This is a genomic window from Pseudoalteromonas sp. 2CM39R (assembly GCF_023161845.1).
The window spans coordinates 1-19,714 of record NZ_JALNTM010000001.1; the positions used below are offsets into that span (position 1 = coordinate 1).

Consider the following 19,714-nt stretch of genomic DNA (forward strand, 5'->3'; position numbering starts at 1 on the left):
TCTCCTCCATGAGTTGAACAATTTAAGTTTAGTCATAATTTTGAGAAGTGAGAAATTTTAAGTTGGGTGTCTAGTTATTCTTGTGGAAGTGTAGTGAGTAAAGTGGGTGTCTAGTTTTATGTTGAGGTTTTACTAAAAAGATAAAAGTGGATGTCCAATTAAGTATTCAATTTAATAGAGGGTATAAAAAAGCCAGTCGGAGACTGGCTTTTGCAAAGAGGTGTTTAAGGGTTATTAGCTTGTCATAAGCCTTAAACAAGTATTCTCTTATAGACGCTCAATTACAGCTTGAGTGAAGTCTGTAGTACCGTGGCTGCCGCCTAGGTCGCGAGTTGTACGGTCGCCTGATTTGATAACATCAGCAACTGCGCTGCGGATGCGCTCTGCAGTATCGCCCATACCTAGGTGCTCTAGCATTTGGATAGATGCTAAGATCACTGACGTTGGGTTTGCAAGGTTTTTACCAGCGATGTCTGGTGCGCTACCGTGTACTGCTTCGAAGATTGCTGCATCTTCACTGATGTTTGCACCAGGAGCCATACCTAAACCACCAACAAGACCAGCACATAAGTCAGATAGGATGTCACCGAATAAGTTTGTAGTAACGATTACATCAAACTCATCTGGAGTCATAACTAGTTTCATACAAGTTGCATCAACAATCATTTCTGTTGATTCGATTTGTGGGTAACGCTCAGCTACTTCACGTGCAACTTTTAAGAATAAACCAGATGTTGATTTAAGGATGTTAGCTTTGTGTACAGCAGTCACTTTTTTACGGCCTTCACGTACCGCTAGTTCGTATGCAAAAGTAACGATTTTTTCTGCACCTTCGCGGGTGATTTTTGACATTGCTTCTGCTTCGTTACCATCTTCAGAAACCACTTGGCCAAGACCTGAGTACATGCCTTGTGTGTTTTCACGAATAGTGATGATATCGATGTCGTCGTAACGAGCTTGTGTACCTGCGAATGACTTAACAGGACGAACGTTAGCGTAAAGGCCAAACTTTTTACGTAAAGTTACGTTGATTGAAGTGAAACCTTCACCAACTGGCGTCGTTAATGGACCTTTTAAAGTGATCTTGTTACGCGCGATTGTGTCGATTGTTTCTTGCGGAAGTAACTCACCAGTTTTTTCTAGGGCAGCAAGGCCAGCATCAACGAATTCATAATCAAAATCGCAACCTGCAGCTTTAAGGATCTCAAGTGCTGAATCAATAATGCTAGGACCAATGCCGTCGCCTTTGATCACTGTGATGGTTTGTTTAGCCATTTACTTTTCCTATTTATGAGTAGATAAACACGTAAACTTATCGCGAAATAGCATGCGATTTACTTGTTAGAGGGTTCACGTGGATGTGTTTGAAAATTTAAGCGGCTTTTATAGCAATTTATTCAGCTTTTTGCCAGTTTATCCTGTGAATACTGACTATAAACAGACTAAAGTTCATATTTATTTAACGTTTTCGCACTTTTTAACAACACAATCTAAAAATTGTCTGCAAATTCACAGTTTTTCAGATATGCATAAAAATCTGCTTTTGATTGCCATCCAGCAGCCGATAAGCTGTCGAAAATAATCTGTTCTTGCCAACTACTAAATAGCGCTTTGGGTTGAAAAACATAATAAGTAAATAGCTTAATCGCGACCCAATGTTTTTCATTGATATCGAGAGTTTGTTTTTTATGTTGCTCACTACCAAGTAAATGCTGTGTCCAACTGTTATCGCCAATCAGTTGATTTAAATACGCCGTTAGTGGCTCTTGGTTTAAGTGACTAATGCCAAACAAACAGGCAAGCGGTGGGCTTATTACTAGCTCTTCGGCCTGCTCAAATACAGTTTTACGAGAAATACTGGTTGCTTGATGTTCACAAAGATAAAGAACGTAGGCATATAAGGGCAAAGTAACTTGCTCAAATTGAATTGAATCGGTGTGCTTAAATAGCGCCTGAATAATGCGCACCATGTTCTCAAGGCGCTTAGATATATGCTGAAAAAGCGGGTGAGAGGTGGTTGCAACCAAGCGTTGAAATAATACTTTTTGAATAATCGCAGGGGCGTTATCGTATCCGACCATAGACAAACAATGGCGCAAGTCTTTAGCTCTTTGCTGCTCTTTATTATAGGGTTTAGAGGCAACGGTAAGCTGTGTAATCAATTCAGGGTAGGGGCTTAAAAGCTTATTTAAGCCACGAAAGCTATATTCTTGCGATACTTTTAACGTGCTAATTAACTCTAAATAGTGCTGCCTACGCTGCTGATTTATTGGCTGTGGCTCAGCAAAGTTAATGTTTTCACTAAACCAAACTGTGTACAGCAAACGAGAGTCTTTACAATGCCTTTGTTTGTCAAAAATAGTTAAGCTTGCTTTGAAGCGATGCCAACGAATTTTTTCAGGGCGGCTGGCATCAACCAATATATGGCGGCCATGTTCATCTGTGGCTAAATAAATAAGTATTTGTTCGGCGTACTTTACTTCACTAGCCGGAATGTAAGGGCCAATATGCGCAATCAGTGCTTTTATAGCATTTTGGGCAAATTCGTTAGGGGTGCGTAAATATATATCAGCCAAGGCTTTGTGAACACTAATGTGACCACCCGACTCGCGGTAAGTCGTATTCATGGCAATAATATTAGCCAAAGCAACTAAGGTTGTTGCGCCATCGTAAATCATAATTTTCGGCGCGCTTAATAAGGCTTGTTTATATTTATTTAAACGCGCTAATAAATGCTGAATAGAGAGCGTATGTGGGCCTGAGTCTTTTAGTAATTTTGCAGCTAACTGATGGCGGCACTGCCAAAGCTTTTTATCTTGAGCCGATAGGGTCTGTCCTGCCGCTAACTTATTACTTTGGGATTGCACGCAAAGGTAATTGGCTAAACAGCAGCTAATAATTTGTTCGCTAATGGCTTGGTTGTAGTTAAGGCTGCGGCACAAAATACAGGCTACAACACATTGGTTTACAACTAAGTTTGTGGTGTAACCATGATTCGGTACATACAAGCTTAGTTGTGCTTGCATACCTTTTGGGCAGGCTTGATACAGCTGGTAATATCGCTCAGCTAGGTTACTTAATAAAGGGAAAATTTGTGACCATTTTTGCTTTTGATGATAAAGCTTAAGTAGCTGGTGTGTACTATCAAATAAGCGTGCCAATTCCCGTGGCGTCACGTTTTCCATCATAAGCGGTTAGGTTTCTTGTTGATAGCTTTCATAGGCACTTGGCCCCCATAATACCAGCTGACCATTTTTAAAAAGTAGGCCTGTGCATTCATCGATGGTGGTTATGCCATCAGATTTAACATGCTGAGTGCGGTAAAAAATAATCTGCCAAACATTGTCTTCGACTCGTTTAGCATAGGTTAGATCGGGGCTACCTAAATAATCAAGCACCGCATTAAGGTTTTCAGGCTTATCAATCGATAGTTTTGCGATATAGCGTTTATTAAAAGCTTCACGGTCTTGCCAGATCATGGCTTGCGGATCATCTTTATAAAAAGTGATCACTAGGGTTGCTATCAGTGCATAAACACCTAACCCAAGTACCAGATATTGGAAAACCTTTTTAAACATGTGTAACTCTATAAAACTAACGCGAATTTTCAGTATACGCTCAGTTGGCAAACTGTGCTACGAGATTGCGACTAATTGAGCCTTAACTGCTTTAAACTAAAGCCTAAGTTAATATCTGTACGCAGCATAACAAGGTTTTTTGATATTACGAACATGTCCATTTCTGAACTCAGCTTACGTTTAAGAGTAGGGTTCAGCTCATCATCGTTCATGGCCGCTTCTATCGACTCATAATCGTTGATTAATTGCTGCGCCGTCTTATTACCTATCCCTTTAACGCCCGGGATATCATTGGTTTTATCACCAGCTAAAGCCCAAAAATCCGCAAGTCGATGTTTTGGTACATCAAAGCGCTGTTTGATATCTTCAAACTCAATATACTGCTTTTTAAAGTAATCAAAAATTGCAATTTGCTCAGATAAAAACGGCAAAAACCCTTTATCTGTCGAAACGATGGTAGAAGGCACATTATTAGTTGCGGCCTTGTAAGCAAGAGTAGCAATTATATCGTCGGCTTCATCATTATCAGGTGAAAACACCACAATGCCAGTGTCTTCAATTGCTTGTTTAAAGCGTGATAAGTTTTGTTTGAGAGTGTCAGGCATTGGTGAGCGAGTGCTTTTGTAGGCCTCAAAGTAGTGATAACGCCAACTTCTTTCACCATCAAATACGGCAATCGCGTGAGTCGCATTCGTTTGCTGGCGTAACTTTTTACAAGCATGTGCCACTCGGGCACAGCTTGCTTTTATCATATGCTCTTCACTGTGATGACTCTGATTACTATCAACAGCATAGATGCGCCTAATAAGATTTAGCGCATCTATTAAAAGTAATTGGGTTGTCACATAGGCTCCTGTTAGGCTTTTATCTCATAGCAAGGAATATACTTACTGCCAGGCAACTTCATTCGGCCTTGCTCAACAAATGCTGCCAGTAGTTTGTCCATATCAGCCATAAGCGCAGGTTCACCACTTAGCACAAAGCGGCCATGTTGTTTGATGGCTTGTAAGCCTTCGTCTTTAACATTACCAGCTACAATGCCTGAAAACGCACGGCGTAAATTAGCTGCGAGTTGCTGAGTTGGTTGATCTAAATGTAAATCTAAGCTCGACATATTAGCATGAGTTGGTGCAAACGGCTGTTGGAAATCATTATCGATTTTTAATGTCCAGTTAAAGTAGTAAGCATCACCTTGGCTTTTACGGTATTCGCGCACTTCAGCCATCTTCGCTTTAAGCGTTTTACCAACTCGTTCTGGATCATCGATGATCACTTCAAACTTATCTAGTGCCGCTTTACCGAGTGTTTTCTCAACGAATTTACACAGCTCAATAAAGTAGTTTTCACTTTCTTTAGGGCCAGTAAGGATCACTGGTAAACATTGTTTTTCGTTATCTGGGTGCAACAAAATACCTAAAAGGTATAACAGCTCTTCTGCAGTACCCGCCCCACCAGGGAAAATAATTATGCCATGGGCTGTACGAATAAATGCCTCTAAACGTTTTTCGATATCAGGCAAAATAACTAGCTCGTTTACAATCGGGTTAGGTGGCTCAGCGGCAATAATGCTTGGTTCGGTTAAACCTAAGTAACGATTATTAGTAATACGTTGCTTGGCATGGCCAATGGTTGCGCCTTTCATTGGGCCTTTCATTGCCCCTGGGCCACAGCCGGTACAAATGTTTAAGCCACGAAGGCCAAGCTCATAGCCAACTTGTTTGGTATATTTGTATTCCACTTCATTAATAGAGTGACCGCCCCAACAAACTATCATGCTCGGGTCACTATTTACTCTCAATGCGCCTGCGTTTCGCAGCATATCGAATACCATATGAGTAATGGCTTTTTGCTCTGTTAAGTCTTTTTCGTATTTTTGACAAATAAACAGAATATCGCGAATAACAGAGAAGATATGTTCATGAATACCGGTAATGATTTCGCCGTCAACAAAGGCAGATTCCGGTGGGTTTTCAAGTTCGATCTTAATCCCGCGTTCGCGGCTTAATAAGCGAATATCAAAGTCTTCGTATTTATTGTAAATTTCTAAGCTTGAATCGGTGTGGCTGCCCACATTGAGAACCGCGAGTACACAGTTTCTAAATAATTTATAGCGCTCGCTGGTGGATGATTGTTCGAGTAGATCAACTTCTAGTTGCGATAGTAAATCCAGTACACCTGTAGGATTCAGTTGTTTTAACATAAGCACTCTCCCGGCTCGTCTATGAGCCTTTATCATTGTGTGTCAAAGACCTCACATACTAGATGAGGCCTTTATTTGCTAATGCAAACTCTATTTCGTCCCTCATTCTTGGCTTTGTATAGTGCTTCGTCTGCACGGTCAAAGGCAATCAGCGGGGTATCACCTTTTTTCAACTGGGTTGCACCAAGAGAAATGGTGATTTCTACTTGCTTATTTTTAAATTTAAACGGAATGCCTTGAATTGTTTTGCGCAGTTTTTCAAGCGGCACAGTGGCATTTTCAATCGACATTCCACTCATTAGTAACACAAACTCTTCGCCGCCGTAACGAGCAATAAAGTCTGATTTACGAATTGATTTTTGTAATGCTTTAGCAATTACTTGCAGTGTTTTATCACCGGCACTGTGGCCATATTGATCATTGATTGATTTAAAGTGGTCTACATCAATCACTACAAAGGTAATGTCTGATTCTTGCACATTAAATAAGTTAAACTCATGATTAAAGCGTTCATCAAACGCTGCACGGTTTGGCAACTTAGTTAGGCCATCGAGTAAGCTTTTAAAGCGCTGCTCATTTAGGCGCTGCTTATAGGTCGAAAGCTTGGTTTCTAAATGACTAATTCGGCTATTAATATCGTTAAAGCTAGCGAGTAAGCTTTCGCGTTCTGTTTGTTCAAGCTTTTCTTTTGCGATTAAATCATCACTTAATGATTTTAATTCTTCTTCTACAAGCTCTTTAAGCGAAGAAATAGACGTCGCTTGCTGTGTTTGCGTATGCAGGTTTTTAATCTTTGCTTCAATTTGTTTGTTAAGCGTGTCGTATTCAGCGCTCAGAGATTCTGAATGCTTGCTGGTAGAAACAATGGAATGATGTAAATCTTCGATTGTTTGATTTAATGAGATCAAAAAGCTTTGCGCTGATTGGCGCTCTTTGCTCATATTGCGCGTAACGATGCTAATAATATTCAGTGCAGAATCAAGCAGATCGTCAACACTATCATTATGGGTTATTTTACTTTTGATAGTCTTAATTTGCTCGGCACTTTCATCTTCGAGCACTAAGTCATTGGCAAGAGAAAGCAGCTGTGTGGCAAGCTCTGGTCTTATTTGCGCCTCAGCTGTATTTGATGTTGTAAGCTTGGCTTGTAAGGCTTGATGATAAATTAAAATCAGCTTTGAAAGTAGTGGCACAAAGTCATGATTAGACTGAATATTATTTAATTCGTGATCGAGTAAATAACGTAGCGAGCGACGAGCATCTTCAGGCAAGCCTCGTACTTTTTGCAGCTGCTTGCCAGCGTCAGTGACACTTTCATTTAGCTCACGTTGCAGTGCCATTTGCTTAGTTTCTTGTTGTTTTAACAGGCCAAGCACATCATCGATAAAGGGGGTGAGTAATTCGAATTTAACCCCTTTTTTAAGGGCATTTCTAAATTTCGCTAAACGATTGTCTAGTTCAATGTCTAGTCCTTTACAGCTTAGCGATAATTTCGCTGCAAACTGAGAAAGAACTTCAACTTGATGTTTGCGCGCATCTTCGACCACTGTTCGAGCGTCGATCGCTTGCTTTAACTTTTTATTAAGAACATCATGCTGTTGCTGCACCTAGTAATACCGCCATCAAAAATTCAAATTTCTATTAGCTAAGTTTACAACAAATTAATACGAAATGTAGGTTCCAAGTCAAAAACTTAGCTATTTTGTCTATCAAACTTGTTGCAATGGCTGTTTATCGGTTTTTAATTCACATTTTTTCTCGCAATTGTTAGGCTATTTCGCAATTTTGATAGTAATAAAAAGAGTTGTTATGAAAAAGTTTTTGGCAATGTCTATTTTGGCGGCCTGTTCTAGCAGTGTGTTTGCAGATGTAAACTACTCACTGTCTATCACTCAGCCAGAGCACCATTTAGGTAATGTAAGTGTTGAGTTTCCGCAAACAGCACAAGCACATTTAGATATTAAACTTCCAGCTTGGCGTACTGGCCGTTACGAAATTTTAAATCTTGCCAATGGCGTGCGCTTTTTCGAAGCAAAAGATGATGATGGTAAGGCATTAAAGTGGGAAAAAATTGACCACAGCACTTGGCGTGTTCACCTAAACGAACCAACACAAGTCAATGTAGATTACCAAGTTTACGCTAACGAGCTAGGTAAACGAGCTCGTCATATTGATGACAGTCATGCTTTCATTGATGCTTCTGGCTTTTTCATGTTCAGCGAATCATTCCGCCAAGACCCAGTTAAAGTTGAGCTAAATGTACCAAAAGAATGGCGCTCAGTATCGGGTATGGAAAATGCGGGTTCTAAACACAGCTTTAAAGCCGGTGATTACGATATTTTAGTTGATTCACCAATCGAATCGGGTATCAATGAACTACACAAGTTCACTGTTGATGGTCGTGAATATGAACTCGTTATTTGGGGTGAAGGCAACTACGATGTAGATCAAATGCTAACTGACCTTAAAAAGCTAGTGACAACCGGTAATGTCATTTGGGATAACTACCCATATGAGCGTTATGTATTTATGGTACATGCTACGTCAGGTGCAGGCGGTGCGACAGAACATTTAAACTCAACAATTATCCAGCGCCCACGTGACCGTTTTGGTTCTCGTAAAGATTACCTTGCGTTTATCAGCACCGCAGCTCACGAATTTATTCATACTTGGAACGTAAAAGCATACCGCCCTAAAGGTATTGCACCGTACGACTACACCAATATTAACTACGCGAAAACATTATGGATTGCAGAGGGCTCAACCAGCTACTTTGAAGATCACTTAATGGTGCGTGCTGGCATTGAAACAACTGATGAGTTCTTCGGTACGTTAACGAAAACCGTTAATCGTCACTTACAAACACCGGGTCGCGAAGTACAAAGCGCAACTGAAACAAGCTTTGATAAGTGGATCAACCAAGGCGGCGACCACGCTCGCAACTATAGCACCAATATCTATTTAGAAGGTGCATTGATTTCAATGGCGCTTGATATTGATTTGCTAGAAAAAAGCGATGGCAAAATCAGTTACCGCGACGTTCACCGCGCGCTTTATAACAAGCATCGTTTACCAGATGGTTTTACGCCAGATGATGTTAAAGCAATTTTAAAAGAGCTTACAGGTCGTGATTATAGCGCTTGGTGGCAAGCGAATGTGGATGAGCCAGCTGCTATCGACTTTGATGAGCTACTTGCAAAAGTAGGCTTAGGTTTAATTCGCCCTGAAGGCGCAAAATCAGTACCTAGTATTGATTCGTTTGCAAAAAACAGCGGTGAGTTATTAACCCTAACTCATGTTCGCCGTGGTGGCGCTGCATGGCAAGCGGGCTTAACGACTGATGACAAAATTGTTGCGTTTAACAAAAAGCATGTTGGTAAAGATTTAACAGCCAGCCTCGAAACGTTTAAAGCAGGCGACACAGTGACTGTTGATTTCATTAGACGCGATGCATTACAAAGCACAACGCTAACACTTAGCGAAGACTTTGATAAAGAGAAAAAGGTCAAAGCATTAAAAGATGCAACACCAGCTCAAATGGCATTGTTTAAAGCGTGGATGGGTGTTGACCACCCAAACCAGGCAAAATAATAGGCAAGCTAAATAAATCTTTAATGATTTTTTATTGGTAAGAGAGGAGCTGCGGCTCCTTTCTTTTTGTTCGGTACTAGCTGCGCTTTTACAAACTGCTTTGTGTACTTTGTGTTTAGAAGTGCACTATGAAGTTGCTGTTTTTTACGTCGCCAGAACGACTTTTTAACTTTGGTTGATCTATCCCGAATATCGCTTTGTGAATTATCGGGTTGTGACACTGGGTAGGGCAGCAAAGAGTATCCATAAACACCCGTTTCCCACACATGCTGTAAATCGCAGTCAACGGGGCGGCCAAATGTGGCTGTGGCTTTTAACAGCGCTTTTGCACCTTCAAAACTAACAGCCGTTGCACAGCAGCCAGACATAAGCTTTTTATGAATGACTAAGTGTTGCTCATCAGCAAGGTGTTTTGTAAAGGCAATTTCCCTACTTCGGTCTTTATAAGCGGCCAATTTTATTAGCTGCCAAGGCTGTTTTAATGTACTAATGTTTTCAATTGCACTGTGAATAGAGCGGTCGAGCACAAAGTCATCTTCTAAAATAATGGCGTAATCTAATTGCCTATCGACAATGGTTTGCCATGCTTTCCTGTGACTCAGGTAACAGCCAATTTCACCTTTACTCAAGGGCTTATGGTATTTTTTTAGGTTTAAATCAGCACTATAGTGCTTGGTTATCTCTGTATCAGACAGCTCTCTACCATCAATTGCATCAAGGCGTTCAAATGCCAAATTTTGTGCATTTAGCTCATGGCTAACACGGTTTAATCGTTCAGTAGAGCTTGCTAAGTTAATTACAAAAATAGCGGTCATTATCGTTACCTGATGGTCAGTTTGAATCAGGCTAACAAGCTTTAATGACGCTTGGGTGTCAGAACTATTTCGCTTTTATGTCAGGGCGAGGAGTATTTAAAATCGCTTGCTTTTCTTGCTCGGATAAAATGATCCAATCAAAAATTTCATCATTACTGCGACCACAGCCAGTGCAATAGCCATTTAGGCGATGACATTGACCGATGCAATCTGTTTTAAATTGGCTGGTTGTTTTTTTTGATTTTGTCATAGTGATGTGAAGGCTAATGTAGCCTTCATGAGTGTATTACTTACCTTCAATTGGCTTACCAATTTCAAGAGTGGTAGACCAAGGCTGTTTACGCGATAGGGTTTTACCCGAATGAATTGAGATAACAGGGTTGTTTTCGTCAAGCACAAACGTGGTGCGTAACGATTCAGCTGACTCTTTTTGTGTTTGGTGCCAATTATTACCCGCTAAACAAGCTTGGGTAAAATTAACCGCACGGGTGTGATCAGCGACAGCTTGTTGCTGTTGCTCGTAGTTGCCTACACAGCGGTAGGTAACATTGTCTTTATCAAGCGCCGTGATTTGACAGTTATCGGCAATAAGGTTGTATTTCGCTGTCCATGTTTCCATGTATTTAGTATTTACACGGCTACGTTTTAAGCCTTCAAAGCGGTTGTCGTAAGCACCTAATAAGGCGTTAATTTTCTCGCAAGGGGTTAAGTTATCAATGGCCGTTTGTTGTTCAGTTGTTAGTCCTGTACAACCTGTTAAAACAAGGCCAGTTAGTAAGGCGGCGAGTGGCTTTTTCATATCAGGCTATCCTTTTAAATAGCAGTTCCTTAAACGTTTCCTAAAGGATACCTAAGCCCTTGTAAAAATGCTAATAAAGATTGGTAATTACAATTTAAAATGCCTTCGCAAAGGAAGGCATTTTAGTTGCTAAAAACTATAAAAGCGTGAGCTTACATCTTGGTTTTGCCTGCAATGTTGGTTACTTTTACTGAGCCAGAGCCATCACTTAGTAACTCAAAGTTTGCTGCAGTATCAACGCGAATGCTGCCTGAGCCATCTGAAACGACAACATCACCCGAAATATCATTTAAGTCGATACCACCAGAGCCATCGTGTACTTCAATATTGCCCTGTGCGTTGGCAACATCAATATTACCTGAGCCGTCATGAATTTTAATATCACGGCTGATATTACGTGCTTCTATGCTACCCGAACCATCATTAATTTCTAATGTGCCAGTAATGTCATTTGCGGTAATTGAACCTGAACCATCGTTGATCACAGTATTTGCAACTTTGCTAATGATAATTTCGCCAGAGCCATCATGCACATTTACATTAAATGAGCGAGGGATAGCAACGGTTAAATCAATGCGAGTTTGCTTATTGGTATGGTAATCACATTGACCTGCACTAAGTGCTGCGTTATTTCCTTTGGCTTCAAGGTTTAAGCAGTATTCATCATGAGGCTTTTCTTGATAAATCTCGGCTTTAACGGTTACTTCATAACTGTCACTACCGGTAATGTGTAAAAAACCAGAGCCCGCTTCTACTTTTAAAGCGCTTAATGAGGCTGCATCTAGCGTTAGGTTTTTAGTTTCTTGTAGTGGCATATCACCCCAAGCAAATGTTTGTGCTGATAATAAGCCTGCGGCAATTAGCGAGAGTGTTTTTACTGTACTTAACATGGTTCTTCCCTTTCATATGTGTGGTGTTATTAGCTTAGTCGCAGGTGCTGATAAAAAAGGTTTAAAGGCTTTAAAAACTTTTTTACACAAATAGGCAAGAAAGCGCGAGCTTCAGGCATTTATGGTTTTTCGCGATGCTTTAGACTGAAATAGTAGACTAAAACCTAAGCAACCCAAGGAGAAACATATGAGTGATTCAGCGCAAACAAACGATATGCAAGTAATTAAGTCAGGTTCTCAAGATCCAATCGCAGGGCCAGCAGAATGTTTCACAGGTAAAGTGCAAATCAGTACTTTATTTAATGCACCAGCACCTGCTCGCGTTGGTGTTGCTGTGGTGGAGTTTTCAAAAGGAGCTCGCACAAATTGGCATTCTCACCCACTCGGCCAAGTTTTATTAGTTACAGAAGGTCAAGGTTGGACACAGTGCGAGGGGGGTGAGAAAACAGTCATCAACCCAGGTGATTTAATTTGGTGTAACTGCGGAAAAAGGCACTGGCATGGTGCGACTGCTGATAGTGCAATGAAGCATGTAGCAGTTCAAGAAGCACTCGATGGTAAACCTGTTGATTGGTTCGAAGCTGTTTCAGATGAAGATTATTTAGCATAAGGTACATTGAGATGTGTGACAAACATGAAACGCAAGACTTATCACGTCGTAATTTTATTAAAACGAGTTCAGCTTTGGGTGCAGGTCTTTTACTAGGTGGCTTTGCGGCGCCTTCGTTTGCAGCATCATCTGAGCAGCTTGCAAATGGCAATATAAAATCTCGTGGCTATGCGGCTTTTGATAATTCAGGCTTACTAAAACCATGGGAGTTTGAAAGACGTCCAGTAGGCGATAACGATATTTTAATCGAAATTAAATTCGCCAGTATTTGCCACTCAGATATTCATCAGATGAAAGGGCATTGGGGCGCACAGCAATACCCTCAAGTACCAGGTCATGAAATTGCAGGTACCGTAACAGCAGTCGGTAAGAATGTGACTAAGTTTAAAGTGGGCGACCGTGCTGGTGTAGGCTGTATGGTTGATAGCTGTCTTGACTGTAATAGCTGTAAAGATCAAGGCGAGCAATATTGCCCAGAAACAAAATTCACTTATGGCTACCCTGATGAACGCTCACCGACTGGTATCACACAAGGTGGTTACTCGAATAACATTGTTGTTCGCGATCATTTTGCAGTGCATATTCCTGAAAACATTAGTTTAGAGCATGCTGCTCCTTTATTATGTGCCGGCATTACAACGTATTCTCCGTTGCTTAAATTTAACTTGAAAAAAGGCGATAAAGTAGGTGTTGTTGGTATCGGTGGACTTGGACACTTAGCTGTTAAATTGGCTGTGTCGCAAGGTGCTGATGTCTACGCGTTCACAAGCTCTAAAGATAAAGTAGCCGATATTAAAGCCTTTGGCGCTAAAGTGGTTGTTGTTGACGGTGAAGACGCTTACAACGAGCATAAGTCGCAGCTTGATTATTTAATTAATACCTTGCCAGTGAAATATGATATCGCTAAATATGCTTCATTAGTAAAACCATTCGGAACGTATACCCAAGTGGGCATGCCAGAAGAGTTTTCATTAAATATGAATGCATTAGCATTGGCTGCAAGCCGCGTAAACTTTAATGCTTCGTTAATTGGTGATATGCAAGAAACGCAAGAAGTTGTTGATTACTGCGCTAAGAATAATATTCTGCCAGCAACCCAGTTAATCAAAGCCTCTGAAATCAATAATGCATGGCAAAGCGTGGTGGAGAAAAAAGCGCGCTATCGTTATGTAATTGATGCCTCGACATTTTAATTTCAGTTTAGGTTGAGTAAGCCAAACGCCATACCTAGTATGGCGTTTTTTGTTGTTCCTTTTTAATTCGGTGATTTGTCGCTTACAGAGCGAATACTGCCGTAAAAACATATCATTATTTTTTTCTTTTGCTAACTTAAACTCTTTGGCCCCTAAGGAGTAATAATGAAAAAAATAACCTTCCTAAGTACGTTGTTGTGCACTAGCTTTTTTGTTTGTAGCGAAGAAACAGATACAACCTTGAACGCTTATGCCGCTGGGTACGTCGCCAATTTTACCTGTAGTGCCACGTTTAACGCTGGCAAAAGCAAAGATCAAATTGATATTGATGAACTTACCGGTATTTATCCTTTAATTGCAGATACTGTAAAAACACTAAAAGCGAACATTGATACTGAGCATAAACGAGTCATTGTTGATTACGATAAAGATAAGCAACGTATATCGGTGTGGCGGCCTCGTTTAGGCTGTGTTGATTTACCTGTAGGGGCAAGTCTTAAGGCTGCATCAATTGTGCAAGCACCATTTAAAGAAAACTTAGCCTATCAAAAGGATGATGGTAAGCCTTGGCAAACGCTAAGTGGTGTTAATAAAGCGACGGGCAATAAGGCACTTGATGAGGTTATTGCTCAGGCTTTTACTCGTCATTATGGCGAAGGTGCACGAACTTCGGCAATTTTAATAGCAAGCCCTGAGGCGATTCTAGCAGAGCAATATAAAGCAGGTTTTACCCCTGAAACCGCCCAGCGTACTTGGTCTGTTGCAAAAAGTATTGGCGCGAGCATTATTGGTGTGGCGGTAGCGCAAAAGCGACTTGATGTTACAAAGCCTGCGGGGCTTGAAAGCTGGTCTCACCCGCTTGACCCACGTGGCGAAATTACCCTTGAAAACTTGCTTCACATGGCATCAGGTTTAGACAGTAATAAAGCGGGCAATCGTACGGATCGTGTCTATATGGGCGGCGGTTTAGTGTCTGATACTGCGACACATACCGCATTAGAAGTAAAGCCTGGTAGCCGTTGGAAATACGCCAATAACGACACCATGTTAGCGCTACGTACCTTACGAGAAACGTTCAACGATGAAGCGAGCTATTTGCGTTATCCATATGACAACTTACTCGATAAAATCGGCATGCAGCACACATTTTTAGAGTCAGATTGGCAAAGTGACTTTATTTTGTCATCGCAAGTGTGGACTACTTCGCGGGATCTTGCTCGCTTAGGGCTATTACACCTGAATAATGGCCGCTGGCAAGGGGAGCAAATATTACCAAAAGACTGGTTAAGTTATATTAGTAAACCTGCCCCTGCTCAACCCCCTGTAACGGCACCAGGATACGGCGCACAGTGGTGGCTTTATAACGAACGTTTTCCTGAGTTACCAAACGATACCATTGCAGCGCGAGGCAACCGTGGTCAATTTTTAGTGATCATTCCAAGCGAGCAGTTAGTTATTGTTAGGCGAGGGTACGACCTTGCAGGACTTAAAGGCTTTAGTGAGCATGATTTTGCTCGTGATGTTTTAAAAGCACTGGGCAGATAAAGTCAGGCAATAAAAAAGCTGCTTTGTGGCGTACAGAAGCAGCTTTGCTAACTGGAGAGTTAGTATCTACTACAAGGGCTCTATAGTGACATCCGCTTGGCCTAAACTTTTAAAAAACTGACTATCGCCCGTTATTTTGCCAAGTTTTATCAGACCATTTGCATAACTTTGCTGCTTATAAAAGAGCGCAAGGTTACCCCAAGGTGCGTAATAAGTGATGTCTCCTGCGTCGGCATCGGTGCCAGCAGGTAAGCCTTGTAGATTTAATTTCTCTGGTAAAGTGGCAATTTTCTCAGTATTGGCGAAGTCTTCTACTTTTAAAGTCAATGGTAGAAGTTGATAAAAATGCTTAGCGGCATTGTTACTTTCTAGAGTCGCTTGCATAGTTTTGCCGTTACTGGTGAACTTTATTTGCATTTCACTTACCATCTTTACTGCTTTTTTAAATATTGCTTATCTGTTACTGGCTCTAACCAATCAACAACCTTACCGTCTTTTGATTCTTGAATAGCTAAGTGCATCATGGCTGTTTTATCTGTAGCACCGTGCCAATGTTTAACATTAGCAGGAATATGTACAACGTCACCTGGTTTTATGACCTGAGGTTGTCCATGCCACTGATTAACCCAGCCCATACCTGATGTAACAATTAAGGTTTGGCCAACAGGGTGGGTGTGCCAGTTTGTTCGAGCGCCGGGCTCAAACGTTACCATGGCACCAGCGGCTTTCGCTTCGCCATGAGCTTGGAAACTAGGCTCGACGCGTACTTTGCCCGTGAAATACTTGTCGAGCCCAGTCATTGGGTACTGAGTGCCATTTTTTTGCACTGTGATTTGCGGTAATTCTAAACGTTGTGAAGAGGCGTTTTCTGCATGACTAAATGCACTCATCGTTAAGATAAGGGTACCGATAATATACTTCATACTTTTCTCCATGTGTTTGTAACCGAACGAATCTTAATTTTGGCTAAAAACTGTGCCTTTAAAAAGTACAATGCACGCAAGTTATTGCCTATTAGTCCGAGGCGGCAAATTTATCACTGGTCAATACTGTATAACCGAGCGTATAGTTAAGTATCTTGAATTTAATTGGGTTGGTTATGCATTCAGATTATGATGCTGTTGCTAAAATGAGCGCCGCTTTAGCAGATAAGATTGCGCCGCTTATCGGTCAGCAAGAAACCGCTGATAGCGTGATTGAGGATTTGTTTTTTTATCGACAAACACAGGCTGCCACCTCTTGTTCAATGTGTGTGGTTGAACCAAGTATTGCACTGGTGCTACAAGGGGCAAAAAGCATGACCTTGGGCGAAGATGTTTTCAAGTATGACCCACACAAGTATTTGATTACCTCCATTGATTTACCTGCAAAAATGCAAGTTCTCGAAGCAAAAGACGACGCGCCTTATTTAGGTTTAGTGTTAAAGCTTGATTTGGCTATGTTAGGTGAACTGATTTCGCAAATACCGCTCGACAAATTAAACAAGCAATCACTCAATAAGGGAATGACTTTAGGTGAGATGACAGAACCGCTCCTTAACGCTTTTACACGATTAATTGAGCTGGTTGATGATCCGGAGTCTATGCCAGTGCTTGCGCCATTAATTAAACGCGAAATTTTTTGGCGTGTACTTAACAGTGAGCATGGGGCGGAGCTTCGCCATATAGTGTCAACAGGTAGCCAAGGGCTTAGAATTGCACGTAGTGTTAAGTGGTTAAAAGAAAACTATGATCAACCCTTGAGTGTAGAGGACTTAGCGGGTCTGGCGAAAATGAGTAAATCGACTTTCCACCATCATTTTCGAGATCTAACTTCAATGAGTCCGTTGCAATATCAAAAGCGTTTAAGGTTAATGGAAGCAAGAAGGTTGATGGTTGGCGAGAGTATGGACGCCTCAGGTGCTGCTTTTAAAGTTGGCTACGAAAGCCCCTCACAGTTTTCTCGCGAGTATTCCCGGTTTTTTGGTTTATCACCAAAACGAGATGTTGAGGCGTTTTTAGCAACGGCTAAATAGCCGGCTACTTATAATACCAATGGGCAATAATAGTTAATTAAGCGAATTGGTATAAAAAACGAATGGGCATATCCCTATGTCCCATTCGTTACCATGACACGTTTTAGTTAAAGACTTGCTGTGAAAAATTCAGCAATTTTAGTGAATGGAATTAAACCCACATCATCATATAAATCAACATGACCTGCATTTGGTACAACCAATAATTGTTTAGGTTCAGCGGCTAAATCATAGGCTTGTTGGCTAAACTCAAATGAGTGAGCGTGTTCACCAGCAACAAACAGTAATGGACGTGGTGAAATAGTCTCAATATCGTTAAATGGATAAAAGTTCATAAAACGCACATTGCTGCTTAATGTTGGGTGTGTTGTTAAATCTGCTGATGAACGCTCTGGTGTATATTCACCACGTTCAGTGCGGTAAAAGTCATAAAACTCTTTTGCAATTGGGTGTGAGCTTTCATCAATGTGATGCGGGCAGCCGCCGGTGTATTGTACTTCGCCACCAAGGTACTCAACATTACGTTGCTCTGCAGCTTCATCAAGCATATCTTTACGCATATCAAGGTCAATAGAGTTGCCTAAACCATTGCGCGTTGCGCCACCCATGTCATACATACTAACTGTTGCCACAGCTTTGATACGTGGGTCAATTTTTGCGGCACTAATGATGAAACCACCACTACCACATACACCTAAACCACCAATGCTTTCTTTGTTGACGTAAGAACGGCTAGCAAGGTAATCAACACCCGCACTGAATGACTCTGCGTATAAATCAGGTAGTACAGTATTACGCGGTTCGCCGTCACTTTCGCCCCAGAAGCTAAGATCAACTGCCAAAGTTACAAAGCCTAGCTCTGCAAGTTTAGTTGCATATAAAGTAGCACTTTGCTCTTTTACCGCACCCATAGGGTGACCAATAACAAGTGCTGGAAGGTTTGCACCTTTCTCTGCATTTTTAGGTGTAAAAAGGTTACCGACTACATTCATTTGTAATTGGTTTTTGAAAATTACTTTTTCAAAGTTAACAGCATCGCTTTGGTAAAAATTATCAGTTGAGGTTGTCATAACACTCTCCTATTTTGTGATTAACAGGGACTGCAATTTGTTTTCACAATGCAGCTTTGATGAGGTTATTGTCGGTTATTTGTGCAGTTTAGCGTTATATTAGAACAGTCGATTTATTGCCTAAAAGTGTCGAATGTATTTTTAGGTGCTTAAAATGAACATTAGGTAGCCCAAATATGAGCTACCTAGTGATTTTTTAGGGTGTTTTTATAGTGAAATAGCTGGCAATAGCTGCAAAAAATAAGATAGCTGCGCTAACTAAGAAGGTAATAGGGTAGTCATAAACATCGAATAATATGCCGCCGCATGTTGAGCCAAGCGCTATCGAAAATTGAATAATTGCTACCATCAACCCTCCTGCAACTTCAGCATCTTTTGGTAAAGCACGAGCTACCCAGCTCCACCAAGCGACAGGCGCTGCAGTTGCAATAAACCCCCATAATCCAAGTAATACGATGTTGATGTTAAAAAGGGATATTTGATTAGCTAAACAAAATGCAATTAAAGCCATAACCGCAGGAGCAGCTATTAATGCAAACGCTAAACTGAGTTTTATGACCTTACTGATCAATAAGGTGCCAATAAAGCCTGCAAAACCAATAACAAATAACACCATAGAGACTTGTTGGCTGGTGGCCTGAAACGCTGACTCTAAAAAGGGCCTTACATAGGTAAATAAAGTAAATTGCCCCATAAATAGCAGCGCGACAGCTAGCATACCAAAACGGACGAGTGGCTTTTTAAATAACTTAAATGCAGAAAAAGGTCCTTTTGATTGCTGCTGAGCTGGCATGCTAGGCAAAGCCTGCCATTGCCAAAATACAGCAATAGCAATAAATGGCACTAAACACATAAATGCGCCTCGCCAGCCAAGAACACTGCCTAAATAACTGCCAAGTGGTGCTGCAATTATCATGGCAAGACCATTACCACCATTAAATACTGCCAGTGCTTTAGGCACTTTTTCCTCGGGAACTAAGCGCATTGCAGAAGCAGTTGAAAGTGACCAATAGCCGCCAATAACTAAGCCGATTAACGCACGACCAAGCATATAAACAGCGTAACTATCAGCTACAGAGATTGTTAAAGTTGACAGTAGCATTATCAAGGTCAGAGCGACTAGTAAGGTCTTTCGATCACTTTTAGCAAATAAAGGACTCATGAATAGACTTGTGATAACCGCAAAAAAGCCCGATATTGCTAACCCCTGACCAACCATGCCTTTACTAATTGATAAATCTTCAGCCATAGGTGTTAATAAGCTTACAGGCATAAACTCGCAGGCTATTAAGGCGAAAATACATAATGTCATCGCAAAAACCCCACTCCAATTAGCTTGCTGCTCGATAGGGTGATCATCTTGATAGGTTGAGTAATTTGTCATGCTAGTCCATACAGTTAAATGTGAT

At 41.1% G+C, this 19,714-nt stretch carries 19 protein-coding genes; 5 read left to right on the top strand and 14 right to left on the bottom strand.

The features are described 5' to 3' along the window. Positions 1 to 267: 267 nt before the first annotated feature. From MTF66_RS00005 to MTF66_RS00030, 6 genes are all read right to left on the bottom strand, one after another. Positions 268 to 1,275 (bottom strand): isocitrate dehydrogenase, encoded by a 1,008-nt coding sequence (locus MTF66_RS00005; protein ID WP_054563906.1) that lies wholly within the window; start codon positions 1,273 to 1,275, stop codon positions 268 to 270. 215 nt (positions 1,276 to 1,490) lie between these two features. Further along, positions 1,491 to 3,176, bottom strand: a complete 1,686-nt coding sequence (locus MTF66_RS00010) for a hypothetical protein (RefSeq protein WP_248525809.1) — start codon at positions 3,174 to 3,176, stop codon at positions 1,491 to 1,493. Between the two features lie 18 nt (positions 3,177 to 3,194). Further along, the gene (locus MTF66_RS00015; RefSeq protein WP_054563904.1) at positions 3,195 to 3,578 is read right to left on the bottom strand and encodes a DUF3192 domain-containing protein; all 384 of its coding nucleotides are present in this window, start codon (positions 3,576 to 3,578) and stop codon (positions 3,195 to 3,197) included. Between the two features lie 71 nt (positions 3,579 to 3,649). Beyond that, positions 3,650 to 4,423 (bottom strand): flap endonuclease Xni, encoded by a 774-nt coding sequence (gene xni, locus MTF66_RS00020; RefSeq protein WP_248525810.1) that lies wholly within the window; start codon positions 4,421 to 4,423, stop codon positions 3,650 to 3,652. An 11-nt stretch (positions 4,424 to 4,434) separates the two neighbouring features. Then, positions 4,435 to 5,778 (bottom strand): nucleotide 5'-monophosphate nucleosidase PpnN, encoded by a 1,344-nt coding sequence (gene ppnN, locus MTF66_RS00025; protein ID WP_054563902.1) that lies wholly within the window; start codon positions 5,776 to 5,778, stop codon positions 4,435 to 4,437. 71 nt (positions 5,779 to 5,849) lie between these two features. Further along, positions 5,850 to 7,385, bottom strand: a complete 1,536-nt coding sequence (locus tag MTF66_RS00030; protein ID WP_248525812.1) for a GGDEF domain-containing protein — start codon at positions 7,383 to 7,385, stop codon at positions 5,850 to 5,852. Between the two features lie 202 nt (positions 7,386 to 7,587). On the opposite strand from MTF66_RS00030, the gene MTF66_RS00035 reads away from it, so the two are divergent. Next, entirely contained in the window at positions 7,588 to 9,369 is a 1,782-nt protein-coding gene (locus MTF66_RS00035; RefSeq protein WP_248525813.1) for a M61 family metallopeptidase, read from the top strand. Positions 9,370 to 9,389: 20 nt separating this feature from the next. On the opposite strand, the gene MTF66_RS00040 is transcribed toward MTF66_RS00035, so the two are convergent. The 4 genes from MTF66_RS00040 to MTF66_RS00055 all read right to left on the bottom strand — a co-directional run bounded on the left by MTF66_RS00040 (position 9,390) and on the right by MTF66_RS00055 (position 11,873). Further along, positions 9,390 to 10,184, bottom strand: a complete 795-nt coding sequence (locus MTF66_RS00040) for a glycosyltransferase family 25 protein (RefSeq protein WP_055021703.1) — start codon at positions 10,182 to 10,184, stop codon at positions 9,390 to 9,392. 64 nt (positions 10,185 to 10,248) lie between these two features. Further along, positions 10,249 to 10,434 carry a DUF1289 domain-containing protein gene (locus tag MTF66_RS00045; RefSeq protein WP_058584158.1) on the bottom strand — a complete coding sequence of 62 codons (186 nt, stop codon included), beginning with the start codon at positions 10,432 to 10,434 and terminating at the stop codon, positions 10,249 to 10,251. Between the two features lie 36 nt (positions 10,435 to 10,470). After that, the gene (locus tag MTF66_RS00050; protein WP_055021702.1) at positions 10,471 to 10,983 is read right to left on the bottom strand and encodes a hypothetical protein; all 513 of its coding nucleotides are present in this window, start codon (positions 10,981 to 10,983) and stop codon (positions 10,471 to 10,473) included. A 152-nt stretch (positions 10,984 to 11,135) separates the two neighbouring features. Beyond that, positions 11,136 to 11,873, bottom strand: a complete 738-nt coding sequence (locus tag MTF66_RS00055; protein ID WP_248525815.1) for a hypothetical protein — start codon at positions 11,871 to 11,873, stop codon at positions 11,136 to 11,138. A 187-nt stretch (positions 11,874 to 12,060) separates the two neighbouring features. On the opposite strand from MTF66_RS00055, the gene MTF66_RS00060 reads away from it, so the two are divergent. From MTF66_RS00060 to MTF66_RS00070, 3 genes are all read left to right on the top strand, one after another. After that, the gene (locus MTF66_RS00060; RefSeq protein WP_055021700.1) at positions 12,061 to 12,483 is read left to right on the top strand and encodes a cupin domain-containing protein; all 423 of its coding nucleotides are present in this window, start codon (positions 12,061 to 12,063) and stop codon (positions 12,481 to 12,483) included. A gap of 11 nt (positions 12,484 to 12,494) precedes the next feature. Then, a complete protein-coding gene (locus tag MTF66_RS00065) occupies positions 12,495 to 13,676 on the top strand; it encodes an NAD(P)-dependent alcohol dehydrogenase (protein ID WP_248525817.1) in 1,182 nt (393 codons plus the stop codon). A gap of 165 nt (positions 13,677 to 13,841) precedes the next feature. Continuing rightward, positions 13,842 to 15,221 (top strand): serine hydrolase, encoded by a 1,380-nt coding sequence (locus MTF66_RS00070; protein ID WP_248525818.1) that lies wholly within the window; start codon positions 13,842 to 13,844, stop codon positions 15,219 to 15,221. Between the two features lie 69 nt (positions 15,222 to 15,290). Here the strand turns inward: MTF66_RS00070 and MTF66_RS00075 are convergent, their stop codons facing one another. Then, entirely contained in the window at positions 15,291 to 15,638 is a 348-nt protein-coding gene (locus tag MTF66_RS00075; protein ID WP_248525819.1) for a cyclophilin-like fold protein, read from the bottom strand. Between the two features lie 14 nt (positions 15,639 to 15,652). Then, on the bottom strand, positions 15,653 to 16,144 hold the full coding sequence (locus tag MTF66_RS00080; RefSeq protein ID WP_105181850.1) for a cupin domain-containing protein: 492 nt from the start codon (positions 16,142 to 16,144) through the stop codon (positions 15,653 to 15,655). Between the two features lie 176 nt (positions 16,145 to 16,320). On the opposite strand from MTF66_RS00080, the gene MTF66_RS00085 reads away from it, so the two are divergent. Beyond that, positions 16,321 to 17,235, top strand: coding sequence for an AraC family transcriptional regulator (locus MTF66_RS00085; RefSeq protein WP_058584161.1), 915 nt, complete (start codon positions 16,321 to 16,323; stop codon positions 17,233 to 17,235). Between the two features lie 107 nt (positions 17,236 to 17,342). On the opposite strand, the gene MTF66_RS00090 is transcribed toward MTF66_RS00085, so the two are convergent. Together MTF66_RS00090 and MTF66_RS00095 are read right to left on the bottom strand one after the other, a co-directional pair. After that, positions 17,343 to 18,305 (bottom strand): alpha/beta hydrolase, encoded by a 963-nt coding sequence (locus MTF66_RS00090; RefSeq protein WP_058584162.1) that lies wholly within the window; start codon positions 18,303 to 18,305, stop codon positions 17,343 to 17,345. 196 nt (positions 18,306 to 18,501) lie between these two features. After that, positions 18,502 to 19,689 (bottom strand): MFS transporter, encoded by a 1,188-nt coding sequence (locus MTF66_RS00095; RefSeq protein ID WP_248525820.1) that lies wholly within the window; start codon positions 19,687 to 19,689, stop codon positions 18,502 to 18,504. Positions 19,690 to 19,714 lie beyond the last annotated feature (25 nt).

Bases quoted from the DNA above. Each gene is read 5' to 3' on its own strand.
- MTF66_RS00005 (WP_054563906.1), bottom strand. From the start codon at position 1,275: ATGGCTAAACAAACCATCACAGTGATCAAAGGCGACGGCATTGGTCCT.
- MTF66_RS00015 (WP_054563904.1), bottom strand. From the start codon at position 3,578: ATGTTTAAAAAGGTTTTCCAATATCTGGTACTTGGGTTAGGTGTTTAT.
- ppnN (WP_054563902.1), bottom strand. From the start codon at position 5,778: ATGTTAAAACAACTGAATCCTACAGGTGTACTGGATTTACTATCGCAA.
- MTF66_RS00035 (WP_248525813.1), top strand. From the start codon at position 7,588: ATGAAAAAGTTTTTGGCAATGTCTATTTTGGCGGCCTGTTCTAGCAGT.
- MTF66_RS00040 (WP_055021703.1), bottom strand. From the start codon at position 10,184: ATGACCGCTATTTTTGTAATTAACTTAGCAAGCTCTACTGAACGATTA.
- MTF66_RS00045 (WP_058584158.1), bottom strand. From the start codon at position 10,434: ATGACAAAATCAAAAAAAACAACCAGCCAATTTAAAACAGATTGCATC.
- MTF66_RS00050 (WP_055021702.1), bottom strand. From the start codon at position 10,983: ATGAAAAAGCCACTCGCCGCCTTACTAACTGGCCTTGTTTTAACAGGT.
- MTF66_RS00055 (WP_248525815.1), bottom strand. From the start codon at position 11,873: ATGTTAAGTACAGTAAAAACACTCTCGCTAATTGCCGCAGGCTTATTA.
- MTF66_RS00060 (WP_055021700.1), top strand. From the start codon at position 12,061: ATGAGTGATTCAGCGCAAACAAACGATATGCAAGTAATTAAGTCAGGT.
- MTF66_RS00065 (WP_248525817.1), top strand. From the start codon at position 12,495: ATGTGTGACAAACATGAAACGCAAGACTTATCACGTCGTAATTTTATT.
- MTF66_RS00070 (WP_248525818.1), top strand. From the start codon at position 13,842: ATGAAAAAAATAACCTTCCTAAGTACGTTGTTGTGCACTAGCTTTTTT.
- MTF66_RS00075 (WP_248525819.1), bottom strand. From the start codon at position 15,638: ATGCAAATAAAGTTCACCAGTAACGGCAAAACTATGCAAGCGACTCTA.
- MTF66_RS00080 (WP_105181850.1), bottom strand. From the start codon at position 16,144: ATGAAGTATATTATCGGTACCCTTATCTTAACGATGAGTGCATTTAGT.
- MTF66_RS00085 (WP_058584161.1), top strand. From the start codon at position 16,321: ATGCATTCAGATTATGATGCTGTTGCTAAAATGAGCGCCGCTTTAGCA.
- MTF66_RS00090 (WP_058584162.1), bottom strand. From the start codon at position 18,305: ATGACAACCTCAACTGATAATTTTTACCAAAGCGATGCTGTTAACTTT.
- MTF66_RS00095 (WP_248525820.1), bottom strand. From the start codon at position 19,689: ATGACAAATTACTCAACCTATCAAGATGATCACCCTATCGAGCAGCAA.